Origin of the sequence: Paractinoplanes atraurantiacus (assembly GCF_900215205.1) — a bacterium.
In the GTDB taxonomy this organism is placed as follows: domain Bacteria; phylum Actinomycetota; class Actinomycetes; order Mycobacteriales; family Micromonosporaceae; genus Actinoplanes; species Actinoplanes atraurantiacus.
The window spans coordinates 215,970-230,773 of record NZ_OBDY01000006.1; the positions used below are offsets into that span (position 1 = coordinate 215,970).

15 protein-coding genes are annotated in these 14,804 nt (G+C 70.2%); 9 read left to right on the plus strand and 6 right to left on the minus strand.

Features of this window, described 5'->3' with window-relative positions:
• Nucleotides 1–765 precede the first annotated feature (765 nt).
• The gene (locus CRP55_RS16855; protein WP_245923065.1) at nt 766–1,920 is read left to right on the plus strand and encodes a SigB/SigF/SigG family RNA polymerase sigma factor; all 1,155 of its coding nucleotides are present in this window, start codon (nt 766–768) and stop codon (nt 1,918–1,920) included.
• Here the strand turns inward: CRP55_RS16855 and CRP55_RS16860 are convergent.
• From CRP55_RS16860 to CRP55_RS16875, 4 genes are read right to left on the minus strand one after another with little or no spacing between them, the layout of a single operon-like run.
• Nucleotides 1,917–2,642, minus strand: coding sequence for an ATP-binding protein (locus tag CRP55_RS16860; RefSeq protein ID WP_218854563.1), 726 nt, complete (start codon nt 2,640–2,642; stop codon nt 1,917–1,919). The two genes, CRP55_RS16855 and CRP55_RS16860, sit on opposite strands and share 4 nt — an antisense overlap.
• A 59-nt stretch (nt 2,643–2,701) precedes the next feature.
• A complete protein-coding gene (locus CRP55_RS16865; RefSeq protein WP_097321183.1) occupies nt 2,702–4,555 on the minus strand; it encodes a CheR family methyltransferase in 1,854 nt (617 codons plus the stop codon).
• Nucleotides 4,556–4,575: 20 nt separating this feature from the next.
• The gene (locus CRP55_RS16870) at nt 4,576–5,562 is read right to left on the minus strand and encodes a chemotaxis protein CheB (protein ID WP_097321008.1); all 987 of its coding nucleotides are present in this window, start codon (nt 5,560–5,562) and stop codon (nt 4,576–4,578) included.
• Nucleotides 5,559–6,302, minus strand: a complete 744-nt coding sequence (locus CRP55_RS16875; RefSeq protein WP_245923066.1) for an ATP-binding protein — start codon at nt 6,300–6,302, stop codon at nt 5,559–5,561. Before CRP55_RS16875 ends, CRP55_RS16870 begins: the two co-directional genes overlap by 4 nt.
• Nucleotides 6,303–6,421: 119 nt before the next feature.
• Here CRP55_RS16875 and secA2 point away from each other — a divergent pair, with 119 nt between their 5' ends.
• The 7 genes from secA2 to CRP55_RS16910 all read left to right on the plus strand — a co-directional run bounded on the left by secA2 (nt 6,422) and on the right by CRP55_RS16910 (nt 12,916).
• A complete protein-coding gene (gene secA2 / locus CRP55_RS16880; protein ID WP_097321009.1) occupies nt 6,422–8,716 on the plus strand; it encodes an accessory Sec system translocase SecA2 in 2,295 nt (764 codons plus the stop codon).
• A gap of 306 nt (nt 8,717–9,022) precedes the next feature.
• The gene (locus tag CRP55_RS16885; RefSeq protein ID WP_438865799.1) at nt 9,023–9,472 is read left to right on the plus strand and encodes a winged helix-turn-helix domain-containing protein; all 450 of its coding nucleotides are present in this window, start codon (nt 9,023–9,025) and stop codon (nt 9,470–9,472) included.
• A gap of 10 nt (nt 9,473–9,482) precedes the next feature.
• Nucleotides 9,483–10,115: a nucleoside/nucleotide kinase family protein gene (locus CRP55_RS16890; RefSeq protein WP_097321011.1), complete on the plus strand. Its 633-nt coding sequence runs from the start codon at nt 9,483–9,485 to the stop codon at nt 10,113–10,115.
• A 167-nt stretch (nt 10,116–10,282) separates the two neighbouring features.
• Nucleotides 10,283–10,702, plus strand: coding sequence for a TraR/DksA family transcriptional regulator (locus CRP55_RS16895; RefSeq protein ID WP_097321012.1), 420 nt, complete (start codon nt 10,283–10,285; stop codon nt 10,700–10,702).
• 68 nt (nt 10,703–10,770) lie between these two features.
• Complete coding sequence (locus CRP55_RS16900; RefSeq protein ID WP_097321013.1) at nt 10,771–11,643, plus strand: DUF72 domain-containing protein; 873 nt, start codon at nt 10,771–10,773, stop codon at nt 11,641–11,643.
• A complete protein-coding gene (aqpZ, locus tag CRP55_RS16905; protein ID WP_097321014.1) occupies nt 11,643–12,323 on the plus strand; it encodes an aquaporin Z in 681 nt (226 codons plus the stop codon). Before CRP55_RS16900 ends, aqpZ begins: the two co-directional genes overlap by 1 nt.
• Nucleotides 12,320–12,916 carry a sugar O-acetyltransferase gene (locus CRP55_RS16910; RefSeq protein WP_097321015.1) on the plus strand — a complete coding sequence of 199 codons (597 nt, stop codon included), beginning with the start codon at nt 12,320–12,322 and terminating at the stop codon, nt 12,914–12,916. The genes aqpZ and CRP55_RS16910 overlap by 4 nt, the downstream gene beginning before the upstream one ends.
• Here CRP55_RS16910 and CRP55_RS16915 read toward each other — a convergent pair.
• The gene (locus CRP55_RS16915; RefSeq protein ID WP_179855217.1) at nt 12,901–13,689 is read right to left on the minus strand and encodes an aminotransferase class IV; all 789 of its coding nucleotides are present in this window, start codon (nt 13,687–13,689) and stop codon (nt 12,901–12,903) included. The genes CRP55_RS16910 and CRP55_RS16915 overlap by 16 nt on opposite strands.
• 10 nt (nt 13,690–13,699) lie before the next feature.
• Complete coding sequence (locus CRP55_RS16920; protein WP_097321017.1) at nt 13,700–14,452, minus strand: DUF72 domain-containing protein; 753 nt, start codon at nt 14,450–14,452, stop codon at nt 13,700–13,702.
• 95 nt (nt 14,453–14,547) lie between these two features.
• Here CRP55_RS16920 and CRP55_RS16925 point away from each other — a divergent pair, with 95 nt between their 5' ends.
• On the plus strand, nt 14,548–14,793 hold the full coding sequence (locus tag CRP55_RS16925) for a hypothetical protein (protein WP_097321018.1): 246 nt from the start codon (nt 14,548–14,550) through the stop codon (nt 14,791–14,793).
• Nucleotides 14,794–14,804: the final 11 nt, after the last annotated feature.

Below are 14,804 nucleotides of genomic sequence, written 5' to 3' on the forward strand. Positions count from 1 at the left end.
AGGTGGGGTTCAGTCCGGTGGTGCCGGGGACAACGCTCCGAGCGGGCTGGTCGGTTCGGGTGGTGAGGCGCCCAGCGGTCTTCCCGGGCGAGGCCCGGCGCCTGCTGGTCCGGCGGCCCGCGGCGCGGATGCCGGTGCAGCAAATGGTGGCGGCTTGAGCGGCGGTGGGACCTCGAGTGGCGGTGGCGTCGTGAGTGCCGGTGGGGCCTTGGGTGCCGGTGGGGCGTTGGGTGCCGGCGGTCCCGTTGGTGGTGGCGGTGCTGGCGGGGAAGGGCAGGGCGTGCGGTTCGGAGGCGGGTTCGATGACGGCCCCAGCGGGCTGGGTATGCGGGCGCCGGGGGCCAGCCCCAACCGGGCGCCGCTGGAAGGGGCCGGAACAGGGCCGGCCAATCGGGCGCCCGGGGACGGGGCGCTCAACCGGGCGCCGGTGGACGGGGCCGGGTCGCTCAACGGGGCGCCCGCGGCCGCTCAGCCGCGGGCCAATCGGCCGCGGCTCGAAGCGCCCAACATGGGGCAGGTCAATCGGCCGCTCGGGGGTGGGGACGAGCGGCACGACGGGGACGGTGGCGACCGGCGGGGCGGGTCCGCCTGACGGGGGAAAGTTGGTTGCTGTCCTTGAAGTGTTTGAGGACTCGGGGCATCGGGCAGTAACGTCGCCGAGAGGGTGGCAGGGTCGGTGACCTTGGCTGCCCGACTGACGTGCGACCGGGGGGCCGCTGTCCGGCAGGGCCGGCAGGAGTGGTTCGGTCGTCGAGGGGAGAGCCGGTGTCGCGAGACGTGATCGGGGCTCGACAACAGGACTTACCGGGGCAGAAGACCAGCGACGGGCTCGACGACCTGGACGCGGCCGCGCTGGCGTATGCCGAAAGGGCGCAGGACGCGCCGGAGAGTGAGCGGGCCGCCCTGCGCGAGCAGCTCACCCGGCTCTGCCTGCCGTTCGCGGGGCGGCTGGCCCGGCGGTACCGGGGGCGCGGCGAGACCCTCGAGGACATCGAGCAGGTGGCCCGGCTCGGGCTGGTCAAAGCCGTCGACCGCTATGACCCGGAGCGGGGCTCGTTCACCGCGTACGCGGTCATCACGATCTCGGGTGAGATCAAGCGGCACTTCCGGGACAAGACCTGGGGCGTGCACGTTCCCCGCCGGCTTCAGGACCTGAGCCTCGAGGTCGGTCACGCCATGATGGTCATGACGAGCATGCTTTCCCGTACGCCCACGGCGGCCGAGATCGCCGAACGGCTGCACATCGAGGTCGGCTCCGTGCTCGAGGCGATGGAGTCGTCCGCCGGATACGCGCCGTCGTCGCTGAACGCGCCCATGGGTGGTGAGGGCGCGGCCGAGTTCGGTGATCTGATCGGTGACGTCGACAACGACTTGGAGCTGGTCGACGACAAGGTGACAGTGGCCGACCTGCTCATGCGGCTGCCCGCCCGGGAGCGGCGGATGCTGGCGCTGCGGTTCTACGGCAACCGCACCCAGGCCGAGATCGCGGCCGAGCTGGGCATCTCGCAGATGCACGTGTCGCGGCTGCTCACCCGGGCGCTGACCTGGCTGCGCGAGGCGATGCTCAGTGACGTCCCGCCGCGCTGGGAGGGCGCCGAGTCGCGGCCCGAGCGCAGCCCCATGGAGGTCGTCACCACCCGCGAGGGCGGCGTCGTGCTGGCCCGGGTGCGGGGTGAGGTCGACCGGGACACCGCCGAGCGGCTGCGCCTCGGCTTGCGGCACGCGATCGGCATGGCCGGTGACGAGACCGTGCTGATCGACCTGTCGGGGGTGCCGTTGCTCGACGCGGCCGGCATCGCCGTGCTGGTGGACGCCGCGTCGGCCGCGTCGGTGGCCGAGGTGAAGCTGCGGCTGAGCGGCGCGCAGCCGTACGTCTCGGGAATTCTGGCCGTGACCGGCCTGTCCAACTTGATGATCTAGTCGCGCGGGCGGGCCAGGGAGGCCCAGACCACCTTGCCGTCGGCCGACGGCATCCAGCCCCACGCGTGTGCCGACGCGTCGACCAGCAGCAGACCGCGGCCGCGTTTCAGGTCGGCGCCGGCCGGGCCGGGCCTGATCGGCTCGGCCGGCGAACCGTCCCGGACGGCGATGTTGAGGTAGCGCGGCCGCAGCGACAGGCGCAGCGTCATCATCGTGTGCGCGTGGTCGACCACGTTGCTGACCAGCTCGTTCGCGATCAGGCTGGCCGGCGCGATCAGGCCGGGCAGGTCCCAGCGCAGGCAGGCGTCGGTGGCGACGTCGCGGGCGTGGCGGGGCGCGCCGGTCACCGGCAACAGCTCCTCGGCGAGTGCGGGCACCGACCCTCCGATCTGCCGGCGAGCGGCGTCGAGGTCGGCGAACAGAGGCAGCCGGTGGTAGGCCGGCCCGGTCAGCAGGTCGTGCACCGGCGGTTGAGCGCCGTAGATCAGAACGGGAATGCCGGGCCAGCGGGCGGCCTGGCGGTTGGCCGCCGTGAAGACGGCCAGCGCCAACGGCTGGTCGACGGCCATCGCGGAGACGTCGATCAGCAGCGCCTCCGGTTGCTCGGCGAGCGCTTTGAGCAGGCGGGTGTGCACGTCGGAGACGTCGGTCAGGCCGAGCGTGCCGCTCAGCCGGACGGTCATCTCGGAGCTGGCGCCCGTGACCTCGTATCCGATGGCCATGTCCCCACCTCCCGGCCGATCCGCCAGCGGGATACCCCGGCCGGCCAGGGCCAAACTGTTCACGAAGACTCGGTGGCCGCGGTCTCCATGACAATGATCGCACCCTCGGGGCGCGCGCCGCCTTCCCGGCGGCGCAGGGGCGTGCAGGCGACCCGTACGGAAATCGCCTTGCCTCTCCGGTTGACCGCGTCGACCTGCATCTCCGCGTTCTCGCCGTCGGGGCCGAGGGCCCCGCGCAGCAGCGGGCGCAGATGGTCGATGGGAAGGCCGATGTCGAGGTTGAGGAAGTGCTGGCCGATCACCTCACTCGAGCGCAGGCCCCAGAGGTCCTCGGCGCGGCTGTTCCACATGCGGATCCGCAGGTCGGGGTCGACCACCGCGACGCCCGCCTGCATGCTGGTCAGCACGGTCTCGAGGAACTCGTTGGCCTCGTCGAGCTGGGTGCTGCTGATCCGCAGCTGGTCGTTGATGCTCTGGAGCTCGTCGTTGGTGGACTGCAGCTCCTCGTTCATCGTCTCCAGCTCCTCGTTGGTGGACTGGAGCTCCTCGTTGGTGGTCTCCAGCTCCTCGACCGTGGACTGGAGCTCCTCGTTGGTGGTCTCCAGCTCCTCATTGGTCGACTGGAGCTCCTCGTACGCCGCCTCGAGCTGCTGGTTGGCGTGCTCCAGCTCGTCCTTGAGACGCCGGGAGGCGGTCACGTCGTGGAAGATGATGTTGACGCCGAGGAGGCTGCCGTCGGCACCGGCGAGCGGGCTGATCTGCACCTCGAGGTTGAGCTGCTCGGCCCCGCGCTGGAACTCGACGTCGGGGATGCGCAGCGTGCGGCGCTCGAGCTGGGCCTGCTCGATGAAGCGGCGCAGCTCGACCGGCCGGTAGGAGAGCTCGAGGTCGCGGAACGGGCGGCCGATGTCGCGCGAGGAGACCCCGAAGATCGTCTCGAGCTGGCGGTTGGAGAGCGCGACCATGCCGTCGGAGGTGAGCGAGAGCTGGGCCAGCGGGCTGGCCGCGAACGCCTCGTTGCGCAGCTCGTCGAGGCTGGTCACGGGCAGGCTGGTGATCGGCGTGGGCTCGGCGAAGGCCACGCCGGGCGTCGCGTAGAGCCGGGGGACGCGGCGGAAGACGCGGCGCTTGAGGTCGATCGGCGAGAACAGGCTGGCGTGGCTGAGCAGCATCTCGGCCTTGCCGAGGAAGAGCACGCCGGCGTCGCGCAGCGCGAAGTGGAACCGGCCGAGGATCTTGGCCTGGGTCTCGGCGTTGAAGTACATCAGCGTGTTGCGGCAGGTGAGCAGGTCGATCCGGGAGATCGGGGCGTCCTGCACCAGGTCGTTGCGGCCGAAGATGACCGAGCGCCGCAGGTCTTTGCGGAAGGCGAAGCGGCCGCCGTTGACCGGCTCGAAGTAGCGCTCGACCAGCTCCTGCGGCACGCCCTGCATCTGGCGTTCGCCGTACGTGGCCTGGCGGGCCTCGTTGAGCTGCTCCTCGTCGACGTCGGTGGCGTAGATCTTGACCCGGTCCTTGAAGCCGTCGATGCCGAGCACCTCGGCCAGCGCGATCGCCAGCGTGTACGCCTCCTCGCCGGAGGCGCAGCCGGCGCACCAGACCCGGATCGGGGCGTTGCCGGCCTTGGCCTCGACGATCGGGCCGAGCACCTCTTTGCTCAAGTAGTCCCAGGCGTCGCCGTCACGGAAGAAGGCCGTGACGTTGATCAGGATCGTGTTGAAGAGTGAGGTGAACTCGTCCGGGTGCACCTGGAGGAAGTCGAGGTATTCCAGATAGCCGACGACGTTGACCTGGCTCATTCGGCGGTTGACCCGGCGCATCAAGCTCGAACGCTTGTAGCCGGTGAAGTCGAAGCCGCGAGACTCTTTCAGGTATACCAGGAGTGCCTCGAAGTGGGGGTCGGTCGGCTGCACGGCAGAGACGCTACCGTACGTCACGCCGGAGTCCCCGGTTCGCCGAGCCGCTCGATCAGCTTGCGAATGGTCGCGGCGGCCGTTTCGGTGTCCTCGGCCACGGTCTCCAGCCGCTTGCCCGTGCCCGAATGCCACGATCCGGCCATCCGGCGGCTCAGGGCTGACTTCTCCTCGAGCGCCCGCAGCGCGACCCACAACGCGCCCTCGAGCGCGATGGTCTGCTCGTCGAGCAGGCTCTCCGGTGACCACGCGTGCCCGACCCGGCACCGGAAGCGGGGCACCGGATCCGACTCGATCTGGAAGAGGCTGCCGCCGCAGGACGGGCATCCGTACCCGGCCGGCTCGGCGACCTGGTCGGTGGTGACCGTGCTCTCGGGGTCGGCGATGGCGACCTCGAAATCGAGCATGCGATCCCGGTGCGGGTGTGATTGCGGAAGGTCCATGTCGGCCATCCCGGAGAGCAGTGCCCCGATCTTGGCGACGGGGAGGACGTGGTCGGGCGTCATCCGCGCGATCGCGGCGCGCGGCATCCACGGGCACAGGGCGTCGTCCGGGTCCTGGACGATCGTGGAGCCGCCCTGGGCCGCGATCGCCGCCAGCCCGGAGGCGCCGTCGTCGCGCGACCCGGAGAGCACCACGCCGGCCGCGCGCGGCCCGGCCGCCCGGGCCACTGAGCGGAACAGCGGGTCGATGGCCGGTCGGTGACCGTTCTCGGCCGGCCCGCGGGTGAGCCGCAGGTGGCCGTCGAGCAGCAGCAGATGGTGGTCGCTGGGCGCGACGTAGACGTGGCCGGGGCGCAAGGGCTCGCCGTCGGCGGCCGCGCTCGCCGGCAGCGGCCCGCTGCGGTCGAGGATGGCCGGCAGGGCGCTCGGCGCGGACCGGGCGATGTGCAGGACGACGAGCAGGGCGCCCGGGTAGTCGGGCGACAGTCCACCGACCACAGAGCGCAGAGCCTCCACGCCTCCGGCGGAGGCGCCGACGGCCACCACATCACGATGCTGGGTCATAAGGGTCCGGCGTTGAGCTGCGTCCAGACCACCTTACCGTCGTTGACCGGCAGCACACCCCACGCGTCGGTCAGATCTCGGACGAGGCGCAGCCCTCGGCCGCCGGCGTCGGTCACCGCCGCCTCGGTCGGCTTCGGCATGCGGCGGCTGTGGTCGCGCACGCTCATGCACAGCCGCCCGTCGCGCAGCGCGGTCACCGTGAACTCCATCGTGGTGTGCGCGTGGCGCACGACGTTGGCCACCAGCTCGGTGGCGATCAGCGCGGCGATCGCGGCCAGCTCGCCGCGCTGCCACGCCGTGCAGGACTGCGTGACCAGGGTGCGCACCTGGCGGCAGGCGTCCGGCACGGGCCGGAGCCGGACGTGGACGCGCGGCGGCTCGGGCTCGGCCGCGCCCTCGGCGATGGCCTCGTCGCAGTCGTCGGAGAATTCCAGGCCTTCGCAGTCGGGCGCCTCGACGACGGTCTCCCGGGTGTGCTCGTCGGCGCCGCACACCACGATGGGCACGTTCGGCCATTCCGCCGTCTCGCAGACCGCGGCGCTGAGGGCGGCCAGCCCGAGTGGGTCGCCCACACGCATCTCGGTCACGTCGAGCAGCAGCCGGCTCGGCCCGGTGGCCAGGCGCAGGCGTATCGCCTGCTGCAGGGCGTCGCCGGTGAGCTGGTCGAGCGTCCCGTTGATCCGCAGCACGGCGACCGCGCCCGCCTGTTCGGGCCGGCACACCAGCTGATTCGGCAACATGTCTCCCGGTGAAGTGTGGTCCGTCGGACGATGGTGCCCGGCCGGGGGCGGCCACAAACCCTCGTGCGGCGGCAGTGTCGTGACCTAGCGCTCAGGTAAATCGAGTACCGTTGCGCGCCATGGGTGTGTCTCAGCGGCTGAAGGGCCGTTTCCGCAAGTTTCTGCAGCGTCCGGGCACCACGGTCGACCTCGGGCCGCTCCGCAAGAGGTTGCCGGCGATCGAAGCCCACGCGGAGGCCCTCAGCGAGCTGGACGACGAGGCGCTGACCGCCGCGGCGAACGACGCGAGCGACTACGCCGAGATCTGCTCGGTCGGCCGCGAGGCCGCCTGGCGGGCTCTGGAGCAGCGGCCGTACGACGTTCAGCTGCTCGGCGCGATGGCGCTGCTCGACGGCCGGGTCGCCGAGATGGCCACCGGTGAGGGCAAGACGCTGACCGCCACCATCGCCGCGTTCGGTCACGTGCGGCTGGGCCGCGGCCCCGTGCACATCCTCACCGTCAACGACTATCTGGCCCGTCGCGACGCGGAGTGGATGGCGCCGGTCTACAAGCTGCTCGGCCTCACGGTCGGCTGGGTGACCGAGACCTCGACCCACGATGAGCGCGTCGAGGCGTACAAGGCCGACGTCACTTATGTGTCGGTCAGCGAGGGTGGCTTCGACTATCTGCGCGACCAGCTCGTCACCGACGTGGACGACCGGGTGCAGCGGACGCTGGCCACCGCGATCGTCGACGAGGCCGACTCGATCCTGATCGACGAGGCCCGCGTGCCGATGGTGCTGGCCGGCAGCCTCTCGTCGGAGAGCGACCCGGTGCACGAGGCGGCCGACCTGGTCCGCGACCTGATCAACGGCAAGGACTACGAGGTGGCCGAGGACGGCCGCAGCGTCGCCTTCACCGAGGCCGGCCTCAAGAAGGTCGAGGAGAAGCTCGGCGGCGTCGACCTCTACGCCGACGACCAGGTCCAGCAGCTGTCGGCGGTCAACGTCGCGCTGCACGCCGAGACGCTGCTGCGCCGCGACGTCGACTACATCGTGCGCAACGGCTCGGTCGAGCTGATCGACGAGATGCGCGGCCGGGTCGCCCAGCGCCGGCGCTGGCCGGACGGCCTCCAGGCGGCCGTCGAGGCCAAGGAGGGCCTGAGCGCCACCGCCGAGGGCGAGGTCCTCGACACGATCACCGTGCAGGCTTACATCGCCCTCTACAAGACGGTGTGCGGCATGACCGCGACCGCCGTGCACGTCGGTGAGCAGCTCCGCGAGTATTTCAAGCTCGAGGTCGCGGTCATCCCGTCCAACACCGAGAACATCCGCGAGGACGAGCCCGACCGCATCTACTCGGCCCACGACACCCGCGACGAGGCGCTGGTCGAGGAGATCAAGATCGCGCACGACAAGGGCCGCCCGGTGCTGGTCGGCACGCTCGACGTGAAGGCGTCCGAGCTGCTGGCCAAGCAGCTGGCCGCGGCCGGCGTGCCGAGCAGCGTGCTGAACGCCAAGAACGACGCCGAGGAGGCGGCCATCATCGCCGAGGCGGGCGCGCTGGGCGCGGTCACCGTCTCGACCCAGATGGCCGGCCGTGGTGTCGACATCCGGCTCGGCGGCAGCGACGAGGCCGACCGCGACCAGGTGGTCGAGCTCGGCGGCCTCTACGTGATCGGCGCCGGCCGGCACGACAGCCGCCGCGTCGACGACCAGCTGCGCGGCCGCGCCGGCCGGCAGGGCGACCCGGGTGGCTCGGTCTTCTTCGTCAGCCTCGAGGACGAGCTGGTCACCCGCCACGCGGGCGACATCCTGCCCGCCTCGCCGCGGATGGACATGGACGGCGTCGTGCACGACGACCAGGTCAACTACGCGGTCGAGCACGCCCAGCGGGTGGCCGAGGGCGTCAACCACGAGATCCACCGCAACACCTGGCGCTACAGCGTGGTGATCGAGCAGCAGCGGGTGGCGCTGGCCGAGCGCCGCGAGCGGCTGCTCACCTCCGAGGTCGCGGCGATCATGCTGCTCGAGCGCTCACCCGAGAAGGCCAAGGAGCTCGACGAGGACGTGCTCTCCGAGGCGGCCCGGGCGATCGCGCTGTTCCAGCTCGACCGGCTGTGGGTCGACCACCTGGCCTACCTCTCCGAGGTCCGCGAGGGCGTGCACCTGCGGGCGCTGGGCAAGCTCGACCCGCTCGACGAGTTCCACCGTTCCGCGGTGCCGGCGTTCCAGACGCTGCTGCTCGAGGTCGAGAAGCGGACGATCGAGACGTTCGAGGAGACCGATTTCGAGGACGGCTGGGAGCCCGACCGCGCCAAGATCGTGCGACCGAGCGCCACGTGGACCTACCTGGTGCACGACAACCCGTTCGGCTCCGAGCTCGACCGGCTCATCGCCGCCGTGGGCCGCCGCCTCATTTCGAGCGGCGACTGAACAAAAGCAAAGCGCCGGGAGCCCGTCACGGGCACCCGGCGCTTTTTTGTGTGGCCGAAGTCTCAAAAAACGCCTGTTCGGCGACCCTTAATCAACCTGACAGAATCCGTTCGGAAAATGCATTTCCGGTGCGGCAGGCTGGTTCTGGAACGGATTTCCCACACTGTGGTTGCCGGGTTGACCGGGCGGACCCGAAACCGGAAATATCGTTCGCGGTTTACGGAGTGTGATCAGTCGTATTCGCGTTTTCAGGGGGCTGAAACAGAAATGCCGGTCAATGCGATCGAAAGACCGCCCGCTCTTACGCTGACCTTGGCGATCCCGCTCACCGGCGACACGCTCACCCCTCAGGCCCGCAAATTGATCGAGGCCGTTCGCGAGCTGGTCGAGGGCAACCAGGGCACCATCGCGGTCGAGACGCCGCCGGAGCCGGTGGCCGATCAGGGTGAGGGCCCGGAGATCCGTCTGCTCACCGGCAGCCGCCAGGTGCTGTTCGACGGCGAGGTGCTGCCGCTGACCCGCCTCGAGTTCGATCTGCTGCTCTTCCTGGCCGAGCGGCCACGCCGCGTCTTCACCCGCGGCCAGCTCCTGTCCGGCGTCTGGGGCTACGACCACACCGGGGAGCGCACGGTCGACGTCCACGTGCGCCGGCTGCGGCTCAAGCTGGGCGGTTCGGCTCCGGTCATCACCACGGTGTACGGGGTGGGCTACCGTCTGGCCGACGACGCGCGGGTGACGGTTCAGCCCCACGGGTAGCCTTCCCGGGGTGCGTGTGCGACCCGTCTCGACCGGCAACCTCGTGAATGAATTGGCCGATTTCCTGATGAGTCGGGAACCCGACAGTTACCTCCGGGTTGGGGTGGACGGTCCCTCGGCGGCCGGGCCCGGCGAGCTGGCGGATTCCCTGGTGGACCCGCTTCGGGAGCGCGGCCGCCCGGTGGTGAGGATCGACACGTCGGACTTTCTGCGGCCCGCCTCGGTCCGGCTGGAGTTCGGAAGAGACAATCCGGACACTTTCTACGCCGGCTGGTTCGACGAGGCCGGTCTCGCCCGTGAGGTTCTCGACCCCGCGGGGCCCGGCGGGTCGGGCCGGGTGGTGACCAAACTGTGGAACGCGGCGACCGACCGGGCCGCCCGGTCCCCGTACGTCTCGCTCGAAAAGAACGCGGTGGTGCTGGTCAGTGGCCCGCTGCTGCTCGGCGGGGGCCTGGCCTTCGACGTGACGGTGCACCTCGAGATCTCCGAGGGCGCGCTGCTGCGCCGTACGCCCGAAGCGGAACGCTGGACGGCGCCGGCCTTCCGGCGGTACGCCGAGGAGGTCGCGCCCGCCTCCTTCGCCGACATCGTCGTCCGGGTGGACGATCTCCGCCGTCCCGCGCTCGTCGAAGAACGTTGGTGAAGCGAGTCTGTAGCGCGACCGACCACTGACAGTTATGCTCCGGTTACTTTTTCAGCGGAGGCCCCGTTTGGGATCTCCGGCGGTGGGTATCAGGCGGCACCACGGTGCGATGGGGTCGTCCCCCGGGGGAACCCGCCGGTAGGGGCAGAGGAAGGGCAGGGGAGCGCATGCTCGTCAATGGAGCGGTTATCACGGGTAAGGGTGCCGCCAAGGTGGGGCGTACGCCGGAGGAGATCGAGCAGATCCGGAACATCCTGCGCGGCCGGTTCGACGACATCAACGCCGAGTACGAGGAAGCGGTGGCCGAGAACCAGAAGCTGCGGCTGGTCGAGATCGGCGACGCCGCCGGCGACGACCAGGCCGACAGCGGGTCCAAGACGGCCGAGCGCGACGCCGCCACGTCCCTGCTGCGGACCCTCCTCGACCGGCGCACCCAGGCCGAGCACGCCATGGCGCGCCTGGACGACGGCACGTACGGCAACTGTGAAGGCTGCTCGAACCCGATCCCCTGGGAGCGGCTCGAGGTCTTCCCGTCGGCCACCACGTGCGTGCACTGCAAGCAGAACCGCGAGCGCCGCGCGGGCTGATCACACGAACGTCCCGGGTCCGTCGCTCTCGAGCGGCGGACCCGGCCTATCGGGACTAACTTGAGCCCATGGGCACGATCGAGGTCGGCACGGCGTCCTGGACGGACAAGACGCTGCTCGCCTCGGGCTGGTATCCCGCCTCGGCGGACACCCCCGAGAAAAGGCTGGCGTACTACGCGAAGCAGTTTCCGGTGGTCGAGGTCGACTCGACCTACTACGGGCCACCGGCCGAGCAGACGACCCGGCTGTGGGCGCAGCGCACGCCGGACGGGTTCACCTTCAACATCAAGGCCTTCAGCATGCTGACCGGCCACCCGACGAAGGTGTCGGCCATCTACAAGGATCTGCGACCGGAGACGGACAAGAAGAACGTCTATCCCGGCGATCTCCCCGCTCAGGCGTACGAGGAGATCTGGTCCCGTTTTCTCTCGGCTCTCGATCCGCTCGTCGAGGCGAAGAAGCTGGGCGCGGTGCTCTTCCAGTTCCCGCCGTGGTTCGGGATCAAAAAGTCCAACAAGGAATATCTGCTCGAGGTGGCGTCGCGGTGCAAGCCGCTGCGCCCGGTCTTCGAGTTCCGCAACGCGTCGTGGTTCGAGGGCGCCAACCAGAACGAGACGCTGGACTTCCTGCGCGCGCACAAGCTGCCCTTCGTCGGCGTCGACATGCCGCAGGGCCACAAGTCGTCGATCCCGCCGATCATGGCGGCCACGGCCGACCTGGCGGTGGTCCGCTTCCACGGCCACAGCGACAAGTGGACCAGCCGCGACATCCACGAGAAGTTCGGCTACGACTACTCGAAGAAGGAACTCCAGTCGTGGGCGCCGCGCCTGAAAGAGCTGGCCGCCGGCGCCGACCAGACCCAGGTCTTCATGAACAACTGCTACTCCGACTACGCCCAGCGCAACGCCAGCACCTTGATCGACCTCATCCGCGAGGGGTGATGACCTTCGCCGCCGCGCCCACCGGCATCGGGATGGTCGGCGTGGCCCTGGCCTTCGGGCTGACGGTCGTGACCATGGCGTACGCGGTCGGGCACCTCTCCGGCGGCCACTTCAATCCGGCCGTGACGCTCGGATTGTGGCTCGGCCGCCGTACGAGGTCGCGAGACGTCCTGCCTTACATGGCCACCCAGGTCGTGGCGGCCATCGCCGCGGCGGCCGTGCTCTTCGCGGTGGCCGAGGGCCGCCCCGGCTATCGCCTGGACGTCGACGGGCTGGCCGCCAACGGGTACGGCGTGCACTCGCCCGACAAGTACACCGTCGGCGCCGCCTTTCTGATCGAGGCGCTGCTGACCCTGGTCTTCGTGCTGATCATCCTGGGTGTCACCGACCGCCGGGCGCCGGCCGGGCTGGGGCCGCTCGCCATCGGGCTGGCGCTCACCGTCATCCACCTGGTCAGCATCCCGGTCACCAACACGTCGGTGAACCCGGCCCGCTCGACCGGGCCCGCCCTGATCGCCGGCGGCTGGGCCCTGGCCCAGCTGTGGCTGTTCTGGCTGGCGCCGCTGCTGGGCGCGGCGGTCGCCGGCGTCGTCTACCGGCACCTCACCGGCGAGACCGGGGCCGAGCCGGTGGCCGCCGAGGGCCAGGACGTGGCCGAGGGTGAGAAGATCATGCGGTGACGCTTGAGGCGCAGCGGGAGCGGATGCTCTCCGGGCGGATGTACAACGACCTGACCCCGGAGCTCGTCGAGGCCCGGCAGCGAACCGTGCTGCTGACCGACGAGTACAACGCGAGCTTCGGCCGGCCGCAGGAGGAGCGGGAAGCGATCCTGCGGCGCCTGCTGCAGAAAGTCGGCCGGGGCGCCCATTTCGAGCCGACGTTCCGGTGCGAGTTCGGTTTCCACATCAGCGTCGGCGACCACTTCTACGCCAACTTCGACTGCGTGATGCTCGACGGCGGCGGCATCACCATCGGCGATCACGTGCTCTTCGGGCCCCGGGTCGGCATCTACACCTCCAACCACGCCATCGACGCGGGGGAGCGGGTGGCCGGCGGCTGCTACGCCAAGCCGGTCACCATCGGCAACCGCGTCTGGGTCGGCGGCGGGGTCACCATCAACCAGGGCGTGACCATCGGCGACGACGCGATCGTCGGCTCGGGCAGCGTTGTCACCCGGTCGATACCGGCCGGCGTGATCGCCGCGGGAGTGCCGGCGCGGGTGCTGCGGGAGATCACCGACGCCGACAAGACGGGCTTTCACAGCTCGTCGTAGGGCACCGACTTCCACGTGTCGCTCAGCAGGGCCGTGAGGCGGTCGCTCGACGGGTAGGCCTGGTTGTCGATCCAGGCGATCGGCTGGGCCGGGCAGGTGGAGTTGACCGCGGCGGCGCCGGTGAAGGCGGGCAGGTCGGCCTGCGGGACCGGGCGCAGCGTCCACGGGACGCCGTTCATGGTCATGGCGATCTGGAGCAGGACCATGGTGGTGCCGCGCAGCATCGGCGCCTGCGGCCAGATCACCTGCTCGCCGTCGTGGAAGGCCACGTTCCACGTGCTGCCCTCGCTGACCAGGCCGGTGTCGCCGACGAACAGGGCGTCGTCGTAGCCGTCCCGCACGGCCTGGCGGCGGGCGACGAAAAGGCCCATGGTGGCCGAGTGTTTCTGCTCGGGCCAGTCGCGGCGGTGGCTGTCCGTGCGTACCCGCAAAGGTCTTGTCGGCTCCGAGGGCCTGGGGTCGCTGACCGCGATCACGACGTCGGGCGGGCTGCTGTCCCCGGGGCCGGGAACGAAGGAGACCCGGACCGAGGCGTCGCGGTGACCGCCGAGCGCGTGGTGGATGAGCGAGACCAGCCGGGCCTCGTCGTCGACGCCCATCTTCCAGCCGAAGAACTCCTCGTTGCCGTCGGCCAGGCGGGCCATGTGCAGCGCCAGGCCCTTCACGCCGAGCGACCGGACCTGCATCGAGGTGAAGTGGCCGTAGTTGACGGTGGCCAGTCGATGGGTCTCGGCAAGGTCGGGGACGTGGCCGTTCAGCTCGAGATTGCGCACCTCGGCAAGCCTACGGGCGAGCCTTGATCTCGGGAGTGCGGGTGCGGCGAAGGCCACGCCGGCCGGCCTCGGCGGCGAGGGCGGCCGCGTCGATCACCGCCGCTCCGCCGGGGTCGTTGTTGAAGAAGACATAGCTTTCCCGTACGGAGGAGAGCCGCTCCACCCACGTCCGCAGCGAGGTCTTGCCGTATCGCGGCCACGGTTTGGCCCGGCCCTCGTGCAGCCTCAGATAGACGAAGTCGGTGGTTTTCCACAGGGGAGTGATGGGTCGGCTGCCGCGGTCGGCCCAGCACAGAGCCGCACGCCTTTCTCGTAATAAATCGCATAAATCAGACGTGAACCAGGAGTCGTGTCGCGGTTCGACGACTACTCGGACATTTGCCGGAAAATGCCCAAGGGTCTCGTCCAGCGCCGGGAGGTCGGCTTTCAGGGTGGGCGGTAACTGGATCAACACCGGCCCGAGCTTGTCGCCGAGCGCCCCGGCCCGGGACATGAATCGCTCAACCGGCTCCCCGGGCTCCTTGAGCCGCTTGATATGGGTGAGATAGCGGCTCATCTTCACCGCGACGCAGAAGTCGTCCGGTGTCCTCTCCCGCCACGACTCGAAGGTGGTCTTCTCCGGCAGTCGGTAGAAGGCGTTGTTGACCTCCACGGTCTGGAAACGGGCGGCGTAATGCTCCAGCCACAGGCGTTGCGGCAGCCCGGTGGGGTAGAGACCGCCCCGCCAGTCCTTGTACTGCCAGCCCGACGTCCCGATGTGCATCACGTGACCTGCGATACCCCGATCTCAGCCGGGTTAGACGGGATGATCACGGGGTATGGCGTGGTCCCACGCAACACGGAACCCAAGGAGCTCTCATGTCTCTCAGCGACGACGACATCACCACCACCTCGGGCTCGAACGCGGGCGAGGGCCCGGCCGACGGTGGCGCCAACCCGGGCGGCCACGACGGTGGCGCGGACGGCTCGGCCGAGGGCCCCGCGGACGGTGGCGCCAACCCGGGCGGCCACGACGGCGGCGCGGACGGCTCGGCCGAGGGCCCGGCCGACGGTGGCGCCAACCCGGACGGCCACGACGGTGGCGCCGACGGCTCCGCCGCCTGATCAGGAACAAC

Coding starts and splice junctions, on each gene's coding strand:
- CRP55_RS16920 (WP_097321017.1), bottom strand. CDS start 14,452: ATGCACATCGGGACGTCGGGCTGGCAGTACAAGGACTGGCGGGGCGGT.
- secA2 (WP_097321009.1), top strand. CDS start 6,422: ATGGGTGTGTCTCAGCGGCTGAAGGGCCGTTTCCGCAAGTTTCTGCAG.
- CRP55_RS16900 (WP_097321013.1), top strand. CDS start 10,771: ATGGGCACGATCGAGGTCGGCACGGCGTCCTGGACGGACAAGACGCTG.
- aqpZ (WP_097321014.1), top strand. CDS start 11,643: ATGACCTTCGCCGCCGCGCCCACCGGCATCGGGATGGTCGGCGTGGCC.
- CRP55_RS16870 (WP_097321008.1), bottom strand. CDS start 5,562: ATGACCCAGCATCGTGATGTGGTGGCCGTCGGCGCCTCCGCCGGAGGC.
- CRP55_RS16895 (WP_097321012.1), top strand. CDS start 10,283: ATGCTCGTCAATGGAGCGGTTATCACGGGTAAGGGTGCCGCCAAGGTG.
- CRP55_RS16925 (WP_097321018.1), top strand. CDS start 14,548: ATGTCTCTCAGCGACGACGACATCACCACCACCTCGGGCTCGAACGCG.
- CRP55_RS16875 (WP_245923066.1), bottom strand. CDS start 6,302: ATGTTGCCGAATCAGCTGGTGTGCCGGCCCGAACAGGCGGGCGCGGTC.
- CRP55_RS16860 (WP_218854563.1), bottom strand. CDS start 2,642: ATGGCCATCGGATACGAGGTCACGGGCGCCAGCTCCGAGATGACCGTC.